General features: G+C 64.4%; 11 protein-coding genes. 1 reads left to right on the top strand and 10 read right to left on the bottom strand.

The features are described 5' to 3' along the window. Nucleotides 1-65: 65 nt before the first annotated feature. The 6 genes from AC5I5I_RS05120 to AC5I5I_RS05095 all read right to left on the bottom strand — a co-directional run bounded on the left by AC5I5I_RS05120 (nt 66) and on the right by AC5I5I_RS05095 (nt 6,062). A complete protein-coding gene (locus tag AC5I5I_RS05120) occupies nt 66-863 on the bottom strand; it encodes a DUF3750 domain-containing protein (RefSeq protein ID WP_495970542.1) in 798 nt (265 codons plus the stop codon). 47 nt (nt 864-910) lie between these two features. Continuing rightward, nucleotides 911-2,239, bottom strand: coding sequence for a TIGR03808 family TAT-translocated repetitive protein (locus AC5I5I_RS05115; protein ID WP_495970540.1), 1,329 nt, complete (start codon nt 2,237-2,239; stop codon nt 911-913). A 124-nt stretch (nt 2,240-2,363) separates the two neighbouring features. After that, nucleotides 2,364-3,104 carry a hypothetical protein gene (locus tag AC5I5I_RS05110; RefSeq protein ID WP_495970538.1) on the bottom strand — a complete coding sequence of 247 codons (741 nt, stop codon included), beginning with the start codon at nt 3,102-3,104 and terminating at the stop codon, nt 2,364-2,366. 86 nt (nt 3,105-3,190) lie between these two features. Next, nucleotides 3,191-3,787, bottom strand: a complete 597-nt coding sequence (locus AC5I5I_RS05105) for a VHL beta domain-containing protein (RefSeq protein ID WP_495970536.1) — start codon at nt 3,785-3,787, stop codon at nt 3,191-3,193. 89 nt (nt 3,788-3,876) lie between these two features. Beyond that, entirely contained in the window at nt 3,877-5,106 is a 1,230-nt protein-coding gene (locus AC5I5I_RS05100; RefSeq protein ID WP_495970534.1) for a hypothetical protein, read from the bottom strand. 269 nt (nt 5,107-5,375) lie between these two features. Then, a complete protein-coding gene (locus tag AC5I5I_RS05095) occupies nt 5,376-6,062 on the bottom strand; it encodes a pyroglutamyl-peptidase I (RefSeq protein ID WP_495970532.1) in 687 nt (228 codons plus the stop codon). Between AC5I5I_RS05095 and AC5I5I_RS05090 the strand changes: the two genes are divergently transcribed. After that, entirely contained in the window at nt 6,061-6,678 is a 618-nt protein-coding gene (locus tag AC5I5I_RS05090) for a flavodoxin family protein (protein WP_495970530.1), read from the top strand. The two genes, AC5I5I_RS05095 and AC5I5I_RS05090, sit on opposite strands and share 2 nt — an antisense overlap. Nucleotides 6,679-6,694: 16 nt before the next feature. Here AC5I5I_RS05090 and AC5I5I_RS05085 read toward each other — a convergent pair whose 3' ends face one another. The 4 genes from AC5I5I_RS05085 to scpA form a co-directional block, all read right to left on the bottom strand. Continuing rightward, on the bottom strand, nt 6,695-7,300 hold the full coding sequence (locus AC5I5I_RS05085) for a GNAT family N-acetyltransferase (protein WP_495970528.1): 606 nt from the start codon (nt 7,298-7,300) through the stop codon (nt 6,695-6,697). A 6-nt stretch (nt 7,301-7,306) separates the two neighbouring features. Next, entirely contained in the window at nt 7,307-8,293 is a 987-nt protein-coding gene (gene meaB / locus AC5I5I_RS05080; protein ID WP_495970526.1) for a methylmalonyl Co-A mutase-associated GTPase MeaB, read from the bottom strand. 113 nt (nt 8,294-8,406) lie between these two features. Then, a complete protein-coding gene (locus AC5I5I_RS05075) occupies nt 8,407-10,038 on the bottom strand; it encodes a rhomboid family intramembrane serine protease (RefSeq protein WP_495970524.1) in 1,632 nt (543 codons plus the stop codon). Between the two features lie 134 nt (nt 10,039-10,172). Beyond that, nucleotides 10,173-12,332 carry a methylmalonyl-CoA mutase gene (scpA, locus tag AC5I5I_RS05070; protein WP_495970522.1) on the bottom strand — a complete coding sequence of 720 codons (2,160 nt, stop codon included), beginning with the start codon at nt 12,330-12,332 and terminating at the stop codon, nt 10,173-10,175. Nucleotides 12,333-12,359: the final 27 nt, after the last annotated feature.

The following is a 12,359-nucleotide window of genomic DNA, read 5'->3' as shown; positions in this document are numbered from 1 at the left end:
GTCTTGCGGTCCCGGATTTCGCTGTCGCTTATCCGGGCTACAGACTCAACATGCAGGAGCAGACCTTACCTTGACGGCGCCAGCGCGGCATTGGCGGAGGAATAGGGCAGGCCGATCCGTCCGAAGCCCGGCAGTTTCAGCGCCGGATTGCGGATATCGAGCCCGGCGACAAGCCCGCCGAGATTGAACTCCAGCCCCTCGATCCAGCCGGCTTTCACGCCGAGCAGCCCGTAAAGGCTGGCCTCGATGCCGGTGCCGGAATCGGTCAAGCCGAGATAAGGGCCGGGACGGAAATCGCGGCCGATCGCGTTCGGCGGCAGCGTCGCCTGGATCTGCGGCACGTCACGCAGGATCGCCGCGACGAAGGAATTGCTGTTCGGCCCGGGCCACAGACGGTAATCGCCGTAATTGGCGTAGCGGTAATCCTTCACGGCCTTTTCGATGGCCGGGATGACGGCTTCCGCCTGCTCGCCCTTGATGTCGGCAACGACGGTCGGCGGCGAGCCGTACCAGCGCCCGTCCGGCGCCCAGCCATTCAGCCGTACCGGATTGCCCCAGCCGACCACGTCGTAGCGGGTCCAGCTTTTCGCGCCGGGCCGCTTGAACACCACCCAGCTATGCACCGCGACCGCCCCCTTCAGCCCGCCAGTGCGGCCTGACAGAAACAGGACGCGGGCCTCCGGATGCGCGGCAGCCGCGGGCAGGGCGCCGATGCTGGACCAGTCGGCATTGCGCCAGCCGCTCGGGCGGTCTTCGAACGCGAACAGGGCAGCGCGTGCCGCGACCGGCAAGAGAAACAGGGCGAGAATGGTGAGCATGATGATCTTGCGCCAGGATCGGCGGCGCGCGAGCGGTGACTCCATGGCGGTAAATTAGGAATCGATTTGCGGCACCACAAGGGCGGTGATCCTCACCGCACCCGGTTCCCGCTCAACGTCACGTGTGCGTGCTTGCCGACGCCATCCCGGGTCATGTCGCCGGTGACCCGCTTTTCCCATTCCAGGCCGACCACCGCGCCGCCCTTGGCGTCGGCGATCAGGTTGTTGGCGATCAGCGCCGTGCCCGATCCTTTCACCACGCTGACCGCGACTCCGATATTGGTCCCGCGCATCACGTTGTCGCTGACGATCACGTCGCGCAGATAAGGGCCATAGCCGGCCGCGATGCCGATCACGGCGGTGTTCTCGATCACATTGCCGGTGACCACGCTGTCGGCCGCGATGGCGATGCCGGCGCCGCGATCTTCGCTCACGCCGGCGGTGATATTGCGGATCAGATTGCCCTGAACCACCGCGAGCCGGCCGCCGACATCGAAATTCGTCACCGAGATACCGAGCGTTGCGCCGTCCACGGTGTTGCCGGTGATCACCGCGCCCTCGAACGAGAATTCCGAATAGATCGCGACTTCGCCGAGGCCGGTGCAGATATTGCCGGCGATCTGGATGTTCGACGCCGAATTCCCGCGCACCGCCGAGAAGGCGCAGCCGTCGATGCGGTTGCCGCGCACCAGCACGTTGGCGGCGCGGTAGACGCTGATGCCATTGCCGTAGGGCCCGTCGCCGCCGGCATCGGCGCGGGTGTCTTCGATGCGGTTATCGGTGACGATGGTGCCGTCATTGCCGAATGCCGTGCGCCAGACCTGAATCCCGTTATTGCCGGAGCGGCGGATCACGTTGCCGGCGATGCGAAGTCCGGTGGAGTCGATCGCGAACAGCGCGCCGTCGCCGGCATCCTCGATCACGCAGCCGGTCACCGCACCCGAGCAGCGTTCCAGTGTGATCGCATTGCGTCCCGCATCGACGATGGCGCAATCGGTCAGACGGACATCCTGCGCATCCACCAGATGCACCAGCGCGCGGCCTTCCGCCGGCTTCGCCTTCAGCCCGTCGATGACCAGTCCGGTCAGGTCGATGTTTTCCGCCCGCTCGCCGACGAACAGCGAGCGCGCATGCGCGAGCGACAGCCGTGTCGCGCCGCGCGTGCCGGAGATCCTGGCATGCGGCGGCAACCGTAACTCCGCGACACGATAAGTGCCGGCCGGAAGGATCAGCGTGGTGCGCGCCTGCGCCGCGCGATCGATCGCACGCTGCAAGGCTTGCGACTGGTCCTGCGCGGAATCGGGTTTCAGCCCCAGTTGGCTGGCATCGAGGCCAAGAACGGGCGCTGCTGCCGCCGGGGCAGCCGCGCCCGCAGCCCCGAAGGCGCTGGCGGCGATGATGGTGCGGCGGTTGACCGGCATGGCGATGCTCCCGGCGTGATCGGGTGGGGCATCAACATAAGCCCTTGGCCGCCGTCGTGGATCGGCCTGGCGCGCACAATCGCGCGGCAGGGTTAAGGGCCGGAACTCGCCGCCATGCAGGCGGTCAGGGCATCGACTCGCATCCGACCGCGCCGCGCGACACCACCCTTGTCTTTCCGCCGGTCTCGACGATGACCTCGGTCGCATAGACCACGATGCTCGGATTGTTGCGCGGAGCGTTGTCGCGGCCATACGCCTCGTTGCAGATCTGCGCCGGCGGTGCCGGCAGATCGGCCGGCACCAGCTTCTCCGTCACAAGCTGCGCCCAGCATTTTTTCGCGTCCTGCATCAGCGAGCAGGGCGCATTGACGCCGCGCCTGTAGCGCAGGCGAAGGTTGCCATTCTCGAGGCTGAGGGTCTGCAATACCGGATGGCTCATGGCGGTGTCGCGCAGGAGGATGTGTCCGGTCTTCGTATCGATGATCACGAACCCGGTCGCGCCATGGGGATCGAGATCGGAGAACAGGAGATACGATCCCTTCCGTCCGTCGAGAGTCATGCCGGCGGTGTCGAGCAGGGTCTCGCCCGGAACCGCACCGGCTTTGCAGGCCGCCTTCGGATTTCGCACGATCGCCGCATTTTCGGATTCGGGACCGTCCTGGGTCTCCCGCACCATCAGGTCGGAAAAATAGGTGCAGCGGATTTCCGTCGAGTCGTCGGGCTTCGGGTTGATGCTGCGGACCGCCGCGGGCTTGTCGAATTGATCCGGCGTCTGCGCTAAGGCCTGTGTGCCGGCGAGCAGGATGGTGCATCCGCTGAAAACGGCCAATATGCGCAGCACAGAACGCAGGGGCAGGAGCGTCATCGATCAACCTCACGGATCGAATGTGTCTCGCTTAACTGCGCGACGCAATCAAGCCGGGAGTGACGACGCCCTGCTGCCACCTGCCGCTACATGATCTGGAACGTGTTGCGTCCCGGATTGGCGCGGAACACGCCGCCGATGCAGCGGCCGGACGGGTCGACTGCGATCCAGGGATGCGTGGCGAAGGTGCTTTGCGTGTAGTTCTGACCCGGGTTCAGGGTCTTGTAGTGCTTGCGCCCGCCCTTGTAGTCCAGCCAGAAGATGTCCACCCTGCGGCCCGACAGGTTCTGGAATTCCAGTGCCGATTTCTGCGCACTATTGTCGGAGCGGACTGTACCGGGGGCAGGGCAGCCCGGTCCGGCGACTGGACCGGGCGGCGTTGCGCCCGCGGTCCTGATCACGCATTTGATGGTGATCGCTGGCCGGTTGCAGCCGTCCTTCCAGAACTCGACCTCGGTTCCGTTGCGATGCTGACCGCAATAGCTGCCGGCGCCCGGGCAGGTGCAGCGCAAGCCGTGAACGCAGAGCGGATTGCTCGCCGTGCCGGCGGTGGCTGCCTTGACCCGGAACGGGCCGCCCACCTGCACCCATTCGACCGAGGTCTGCGCAAATGCCGGCGTGTGGAAGGCGAATAGCGTTGCTGTCACGATTGCTGCGACAACAGCGAGCGTGGCTGACTTCATGTTGGGTTTCTTTCGTATGCGGTGTTGTTGTTGCGGCGATGATCACAGTCGGATCGTCGCCGCAGCTGGCTGGGGCCTGATATTCGATACTATCTCTTCGCGAAGACTGCTGTGGCGTCCGGAGCACGCGCAGGCGGCGCGAAGTCTTCCCAGAACCGCGCATGCATCTGATTGTTTCTGGGGTTGAGCTCGAAATAGTTCTTGCCGTTGGTTGAAAAGCTCAGGCTGCCGTCGGGGCCCTTCGCCACCGTCACGTTGCGGCAATCCTGCTTGTAGCAATAGACCGCGCTCGTCGATGACTTGAGCTCGAACGAACTGGTGTTGTTCGGATCGCGCTTCGACTTGAGCGCGCCCTTCCAGTCCCAGCGGGCCTGATAAACGTTGCCCTGCGGCCGGCCGCCGCCGCCCTGGTTGGCGAGACATCCCTGCAACCGGCCGCCCCAGCTTGCGAGCGCCCTGTCGACATCGGCGCGCGGCTTGGTCCGGCACCAGTCGAAATGCCCGACATGATTGCGATGTCCGGCGGGCCAGCCGGCGCATTTCGCCTGCAGCGCACGCTCGGTGGCGGAGACCATTTTGGCTGCATACTCGTTGCAGAAGTCGAAGTTGTCGCCGCGTGCGGGAGGCGGCGGTGCCTGCCGGAATTGCGCCACGGGAGGCGGCGGCGGTGCCTGCTGGAATTGCGGCGCCGGCTGCGCGACCGGAGCCGGCGCCCGGCGGCGCGGCTGGCCGAGCACTTTCTCGTCGCGGCAATCGAACAGGGCATTGAGCGCGCGGTTGCTGCCATTGATCTGATACGGCCACTGGCGCCGGTCCGTCAGGGATTTGATGAGCAACTGCCGCGCATTCATCATTTCGTCGGCGGAGCCGGGCTGGTCGGTGGGCTCCACGATCCGGATCCATTCGAAGCCTTCACCGTCGGTGATCATGTTTCCGACGGTGCGCTGCGCCGACGAATTGGGCACATCGAATATGTATTCGAGGTCGAAACTCTTGCGGTTGTCGGCAAGCATGTTCTGACCCTGGAAGTCGATGGCATACAGGTTTGCGCCCGACACGACGCGAAGCTGGACGCCCTGGTCATAAACCCGCGTCACCTGGCAGAAGGCGGGGATCTGACGCTGGCGCTCGGCCGGCACGAACTCGACGATCCAGTCGCCGAGCGTGGCGTAGGTCTGCACATTCGTGGGTGCCACGTCCCGCTGCCCGAAGGCCGGGGCGCCGAACGATGCAGCCAGTACTAGAATTGCAGCAGCGGATGCGGCAGTCGCCGCCACGTTCCGCGCCTTGACGGTTTTGTCCAACCAGGACGCAGTCATTGACACTTTCCTTTGTTGCTCGCTCGCGCATCCATGCGGACGTGCGGAAGCACGTCGCTTTGCTTTGCAAGCGTACGAATGGCTCGTTGTGGGTTGAGGCCGGCTGAGGAGTTTCAGTCAGCGCAATCGGCAGCCGGTCACCGACCGGCCGTTGAGACAGCTAATGAAATCGCCCTTGGTTCTGAAATTACGCCCCCGCAAAACCCGTCTGACGCACCCATGCCAGCGGCCCGGAGCATTGGACAACACGTCCTGAAGCGGAATCGCCGTTATTGGTGAACCGGCTGACGGCGCTTCCGGCGCAGCGTTGCGATCATGGTCTCGATGATCGCTTCGCCTGCCGCCAGCAACGCATCCGGCGTGATGCGCAGTGAAGGCTCCGGCACATGAATGAAAGCTGAAAGTTCCACGCCGTGTGTTTCGCTCGCGCGCGTCGCATGCCAGAGAATGTAATTGCACAGATAATCACCGGCATTGCGCGACAGCCGCGCCGGCAATCCGGCGCGCTTTATAGCGCGCAGCAAGCCCGCAGTCGGTGCACGTACGGCGAGGGTGCGAGCAGCGGCCGCCTCGATTGCACATGGGCCGTGTGTGAAACCGCCTGCATCGGGATAATGCGAGATGCGATTGCGTGCGAGCGTCTCGACCCGGATCGCGCGCGAGCGCGTGGCCAGCCCGAACATGACGATCGCGTTCGGCTCGAAAGTCTTCAGCAACCGCGGCAGTGCGCGGTCCACCGTATTGTAGCGGGTCGCAAACACATGCGACTTGACCGTGGCCCCCGACCAGCGCTTGCGCCCGAGTGCGCGAACGAGCGGACCGGTCGGGTTGTCGGGCGCGCCGGGAAACGGGCCGAAACCGGTGACCAGAATCCGAAGCGGCCGGCTGCGGGAACGTGCGTGAGCGGCGGGGATTGACTTCCGGACCTTGCGTTTCAACCGGGACTTTTTCGTCATGGCCCTGACTGCGTTCGCGATCAACTGCTCCCTGAAAGGGATAGAGAACGAGGAGAAATCGTCAACCGACGTGCTGATCCGGCAATTACTGGACGCATTGGCCGGTCACGGCGTGTCCGGCGGTGCAATCGTGCGCGCCGCCGATCACGATATCAAACCCGGGGTCGAGAGCGACGAAGGGGAGGGGGACGCGTGGCCCGGCCTGCTCAGAGGGATCCTGGCCGCCGACATCCTCGTCATCGGCACCCCGATCTGGCTCGGCCAGCAATCCAGCATCTGCAAGCGGGTGCTGGAGCGCCTCGATGCCATGATCCATGACATGGACGACCGCAAGCGCATGAAGACCTACAACCGGATCGCGCTTGTCGCGGTGGTCGGCAACGAGGACGGCGCACATCACGTCTCGGCCGAACTCTATCAGGCGCTCTCCGATTGCGGGTTCACGATTCCCGCGAACGGCATGACCTACTGGGTCGGCGAAGCGATGCAATCGAAGAATTACAACGAATTCCGGTCCGCCCCGGACAAGGTCGCGGTGGCGACGGCGATGGCCGCCGCCAACGCTGCGCATCTGGCGCGGCTGCTGAAGGGAAACAATTATCCCGGCGTAACGTGAGCGGTGACGCGCGCCGTTACAGCCGCTTACGCATCCGCATCAGCGGCACCGGCGTGCCGCCACTGGCATCGCTCACATCGGCGACGGCTAGGTAACCGCAGGCGCGATACAGCGGCACGCCGGCCATCGTCGCCATCAGTTCCGCATGGATGAAGTTCTCGGCGCGCGCAGCAGATTCGCACAAGTCCAGGATCAGGCGGCCGACGCCGCGGCGGGTGAAGTCAGGATGCGTGTACATCGCGCGCACGCGCGCGGGATCCTTCGCCGGATTGAGCAGCGCCGGGTCGCGTCCGGGCGAAGCATCGCTGCCATAGAGCGTGGCGCGCCGGCTCCAGCCGCCGCAGCCGGCCAACTGGCCGTCCTGCTCGACGATGAAATAGGTGCCGTCGTCGATCAGCTGGGTGTCGATGCCCATGATCGTGCGGCTGGAGGCGATCTGCGCCGGATTGAGGAACGGCTTCTGCAATTCGCCGATCGCGAGTTCCATCAGCGCGGTCAGGGCCGGGAGATCGTCGCGGGTGGCGAAGCGGTGCTGCAGATTGACTTTTTGCGTGTCGTTCGCTTTCGGGTCGTCGGTGTCCGGGTCAGTGGGTCTCGCGTCGTTCGCTTTCACGTCATTCATTCGCATTCATAATCCCATGGCGCTTGCGATCTCCTCGACCGCGAGCATTGGCGACAGCTGTCCGGCCGCCACCGCTTTTTCGAGTTGCGGCAACCTGCCCTTGAGTTCGGGATCCGCCCGCAGTTTCGCGAACAGCCGCTCTTCGAGCATCGACCACATCCATGTGACCTGCTGATCGCGGCGTTTCTTGGCCAGCGCGCCCGACGCGTCAGAAGATTGCCGATAATTGCAGATGGTCTGCCAGATCGCGGGCAGCCCGTCGCCCGTTAATGCGGAATAGGTGATCACCGGCGGCGTCCAGCCGTCGCTCGCGGGCTTCAATATATGCAGCGCCGCGCGATATTCAGCCGCGGCTTGCTGCGCGCGCCGGATATTGTCGCCGTCGGCCTTGTTGACCGCGATCATGTCGGCGAGTTCCACCACGCCCTTCTTGATTCCCTGCAATTCATCGCCTGCGCCGGGCAGCATCAGCACCAGGAAGAAATCGGTCATGCCGGCGACGGTGGTTTCGGACTGGCCGATTCCCACCGTCTCGACCAGGATCACGTCGTAGCCGGCGGCCTCGCACAGCAGCATGGTTTCGCGGGTTTTCGCCGCCACGCCGCCGAGCGTGCCGGAGGACGGCGATGGACGGATAAAGGCATTGTCATCAGCGGACAAACGCTCCATCCGGGTCTTGTCGCCTAAGATCGAGCCGCCGGTGCGGGTGGAGGAGGGGTCGACCGCGAGCACCGCGACCTTGTGCCCGCCGCGGGTCAGGAAAGAGCCAAGCGCGTCGATCGTGGTCGACTTGCCGACGCCCGGCGAGCCGGTGATGCCTATGCGGATCGCCTTGCCGGTTTGCGGCAGCAGGTCCTGCACCAGCTGATGCGCCTGCTTGCGGTGATCCTCGCGCCGGCTCTCGATCAGCGTAATGGCGCGCGCCAGTGTGGCGCGATCGCCGGAGCGGATGGCGTCCGCCAGTGTTTGGGTGTCGCTCGTCTTCGAGTTCACGATGGTCAGGAACGCTCAGGGCTTCGTGCGTAACGCTTCGTCGCGTCAGCGGCAAACGCGGATTCGCTTCCGGCGCAAGCCATAGCACAAGTGTGGGCTAGCGCGCAGCGATCCTAGTCCGGACACAGCTTGTTCTCGTCCAGCAATTGGCGCGTCGGTCCGGTGGCCCAGTCGCAGGTCGGCTTGGCCACTTCGCGCGCCTCCTGCAGACGGTCCCCCGCCAGGGTGATCGCCAGCGCGACCTGCATATGCATCGCAAATTCGGGGTTGATTACTTTGCGCCACAAGTCGACCTCGGCCAGGCCGGCGCGCAACTCGTGCTCCGCCGTGGTTATGTCCCGGGCGTCGATCAGATCGATCGCGCGGAAATAGCGCGGCCGTGGATCGCGCGGATATCTGGCCATCAGGTCGGGCGCGCGCTCCCGCCATTCGGTTGCGTTCTTCGGTGTTTCGCTGTCGGGGATCATCGCCGCGCTGATGAGGCCTTCGCGATAGTTTTGCGGTAGCGGCGTGAAAGCGAAGATGAACGCCGCCAGCCCCGCGAGACCGATCGCAGCGCCTGCACCTGCGAAGCGCGGATGCGGCTCGTCCTTACGCCAGATTGCCAGCAGCAAGGCGCCGACCACAAGGCCGCCGAGCGCGCCACCGGCGTGAGCCGCTATGTCGACCTTGCCGCCGGACGACGTGACCGGCACCATCGACGCCACCAGGACGTAAATCGAATTGGTGAGGAGGACGGTGCGATCTGCCCCCTTCGGAAAATGGAAGGCGAGCACCAGCAATGCGGCGAACAGCGCCATCACCGCGCCGGAGGCGCCGACCGACACCAGATTGTCGAGATTGAAGACGAGCGAAAACAGCGCGCCGGAGATCGCGCCGATGACGAAGAGGGCGGCGAGCCAGGCACGCCCGACCAATCCCTCCAGAATGCGAGCCGAGATGTAGAGTGCGATGCAATTGAGCGCGAGATGCATCGCATCGGCATGCAGCAGCGGACCCGAAAACAACCGGAACCATTCGCCCTGCATCACCAGCGGGCGATAGATGCCGCCGAAGGCCAGCAACGTCGCGATCGAGGGCTGCAACATGCCCGTCCATGGGCCGACACTGAATACGATCTCGGCGGCAAAAATCCCGCACAGCACGCCGATGATTGCCACGGTGAGATAGGGAAAGCGGGGCGTGAGATCGACGGCGACCGTCTGCGGTGGGGCGATCTGCTCGCGTGGCGATGTCATCATTTTGTGGATGAAGCGCCTGTAGGGCGACAGGCTGCCGAACCGCGCATTGGTCCAGACCGATTTCTGCTGCGGATCGACGATCCAGCCGGATGGCTGCATCTTCGAGAACAGGCCGGACGCCTTGATTTGGGAGAGCCGTGCGCGCTGATCCTCGTCCTGTGGTCCGGCCTCCATGATCATGAGGGCGACGAGGTCCTGACTGAAATAGCTTGAGCCGGTTCGTTTCAGACAAGCCCTGCCGATCTCGGCCGTTGCCTCGGGCGACATGTCGAATGTCTTGCCCGGATGCGTTTCACGATCGACCATCGCCAGGATGGTGAGGGAGTTTCCGTCTGCGTAGGACAGCAGGTGATCGCAATGGGCAGCGAGGGGGGCGGCTTCCGGGATATCGCACGGCGCGAAGCCGCGCTTGGCGATGAATTGCCTGGCGAGATAACTACAGAAGGTGTCGGGTGCGTCGGGGAGGATGGAATAAGCAGGCGCAATCTCTGCAACGTCTGTCACGAACATCTCCCCCAATGCCGGACGAGTGTCACTTCGATTGGACGCGCGCTCAACCTGATCAGGTTCGAATATCGATCAAAGACTCTTGAGCGGCGGGAGGGGGGAGGCCGGGAGCGGCGGTGCGCCGCGCCGGATTACTCCGCCGCCTTTTGGCCGTAGCCGAGCCGCTTGTTAAGCTTGCGGATCAGGTCTTCTGCCGCTTCCGCGATCACGGTGCCGGGCGGGAAGATGGCTTCGGCGCCAGCTGCTTTCACCGCATCCCAGTCCTGCGGCGGCACCACGCCGCCGACCACGATCATGATGTCGCCGCGGCCCTGCTTCTCAAGTTCTGCCTTAAGTTCAGGAACGGCGGTCAAATGGGCGGCAGCGAGCGAGGAAAGTCCGACGATATGCACGTCGTTTTCGACCGCCTGGCGCGCGGCTTCGGCCGAGGTGGCGAACAGCGGACCGATATCGACGTCGAAGCCGAGATCGGCGAAAGCCGACGCGATCACCTTCTGGCCGCGGTCGTGGCCGTCCTGGCCGACCTTGGCCACCAGGATGCGCGGCCTGCGGCCCTCATCCGTTTCGAATTGCGTGACGAGCTTCTGTACACGCTCGACGGCGTCGGACATTCCGCCGACCTCCCGTTTGTAGACGCCGGAAATCGCCTTGATCTCCGCGCGGTGACGCCCGAACACCTGTTCGAGCGCCGATGAAATCTCGCCGACCGTGGCCTTGGCACGCGCCGCATCGACCGCAAGGGCCAGCAGGTTGCCGCCCTGGTTCGCGCCATTGGTCAGCGCGGTCAGCGCAGCCTCGACCGCCTTCGGATCGCGTTCCTTGCGCAGCCGCGCGAGCTTGTCGAGCTGCAGCGTGCGCACGGTTGAATTGTCGACCTTCAACACGTCGATCTGCGCTTCGCTCTTCGGCTTGTATTTGTTGACGCCGATGACCGATTGCACGCCAGCATCGATGCGGGCTTGGGTCTTGGCGGCGGCCTCTTCGATGCGAAGCTTTGGAATGCTTGCCTCGATCGCCTTGGCCATGCCGCCGAGCGCTTCGACCTCCTGGATGTGGTCCCAGGCCTTTTTCGCAAGTTCGTAGGTCAGTTTCTCGACATAGAACGAACCGCCCCACGGATCGATGATGCGCGTGGTGCCGCTTTCCTGCTGCAGCACAATCTGGGTATTGCGTGCGATGCGCGCGGAGAAATCGGTCGGCAGCGCCAGCGCCTCGTCCAGCGCATTGGTGTGCAGCGACTGGGTGTGTCCCTGCGTTGCCGCCATCGCTTCGATCATGGTGCGCGGCACGTTGTTGAACACGTCCTGCGCCGCCAGCGACCAGCCCGAGGTCTGACAATGCGTGCGCAGCGACAGCGAACGCGCATCCTTCGGGTCGAACTCCTTCATCAGCTTGGCCCAGAGCAGGCGCGCGGCCCGCATCTTGGCGACCTCCATGAAGAAATTCATGCCGATCGCCCAGAAGAAGGACAGCCGGGGGGCGAACTTGTCGATCGGAATGCTGGCGGCAATGCCGGCGCGCGCATATTCGATGCCGTCGGCGAGCGTGTAAGCGAGTTCGAGATCCTGCGTCGCGCCGGCCTCCTGCATGTGATAGCCGGAGATCGAGATCGAATTGAATTTCGGCATGTTCTGCGAGGTGAACGCGAAGATGTCCGAGATGATGCGAAGCGACGGCGCGGGCGGATAGATATAGGTGTTCCGCACCATGAACTCTTTGAGGATGTCGTTCTGGATGGTGCCTGCGAGCTTCGCCGGCGCCACGCCCTGTTCTTCCGCCGCGACGATATAGAGCGCGAGCACCGGCAGCACCGCGCCGTTCATGGTCATCGACACCGTCATCTGGTCGAGCGGGATGCCGGAGAACAGCGTGCGCATGTCGTAGATCGAGTCGATCGCGACACCCGCCATGCCGACGTCGCCCGACACGCGCGGATGATCGCTGTCATAGCCGCGATGGGTAGCGAGATCGAAGGCGACGGAGAGGCCCTTCTGTCCGGCGGCGAGGTTGCGCCGGTAAAAGGCGTTGGAATCCTCGGCCGTGGAGAAGCCGGCGTATTGCCGGATGGTCCAGGGCTGGTTGACGTACATGGTCGGGTAGGGCCCGCGCAAATAGGGCGCGATGCCGGGCCAGGTGTCGAGGAAATCGAGCCCGGCGAGGTCGCCTTCGCCAAAGGCGGGCTTCACCGGAATGCCTTCGGGCGTGATCCAGTCAGGCGCGGACGCGCTGTCCGCAGCCGCGATCTGCGGGGTCTGCCAGTCGATGGATGCGAAATCAGGCAGCCGGCTCATGGGTCTTCAACGCCTCAATCGCCGCAA

Source organism: Pseudorhodoplanes sp., from assembly GCF_059499825.1.
Note: the sequence above shows the minus strand (reverse complement) of the source record. Positions and strands in the feature narration are given on the sequence as shown.

Excerpts from the sequence above, each read along its gene's own strand:
- AC5I5I_RS05110 (WP_495970538.1), bottom strand. The coding sequence starts at position 3,104 with ATGACGCTCCTGCCCCTGCGTTCTGTGCTGCGCATATTGGCCGTTTTC.
- AC5I5I_RS05105 (WP_495970536.1), bottom strand. The coding sequence starts at position 3,787 with ATGAAGTCAGCCACGCTCGCTGTTGTCGCAGCAATCGTGACAGCAACG.
- scpA (WP_495970522.1), bottom strand. The coding sequence starts at position 12,332 with ATGAGCCGGCTGCCTGATTTCGCATCCATCGACTGGCAGACCCCGCAG.
- AC5I5I_RS05090 (WP_495970530.1), top strand. The coding sequence starts at position 6,061 with ATGGCCCTGACTGCGTTCGCGATCAACTGCTCCCTGAAAGGGATAGAG.
- AC5I5I_RS05095 (WP_495970532.1), bottom strand. The coding sequence starts at position 6,062 with ATGACGAAAAAGTCCCGGTTGAAACGCAAGGTCCGGAAGTCAATCCCC.
- AC5I5I_RS05085 (WP_495970528.1), bottom strand. The coding sequence starts at position 7,300 with ATGAATGACGTGAAAGCGAACGACGCGAGACCCACTGACCCGGACACC.
- AC5I5I_RS05100 (WP_495970534.1), bottom strand. The coding sequence starts at position 5,106 with ATGACTGCGTCCTGGTTGGACAAAACCGTCAAGGCGCGGAACGTGGCG.
- AC5I5I_RS05115 (WP_495970540.1), bottom strand. The coding sequence starts at position 2,239 with ATGCCGGTCAACCGCCGCACCATCATCGCCGCCAGCGCCTTCGGGGCT.
- AC5I5I_RS05120 (WP_495970542.1), bottom strand. The coding sequence starts at position 863 with ATGGAGTCACCGCTCGCGCGCCGCCGATCCTGGCGCAAGATCATCATG.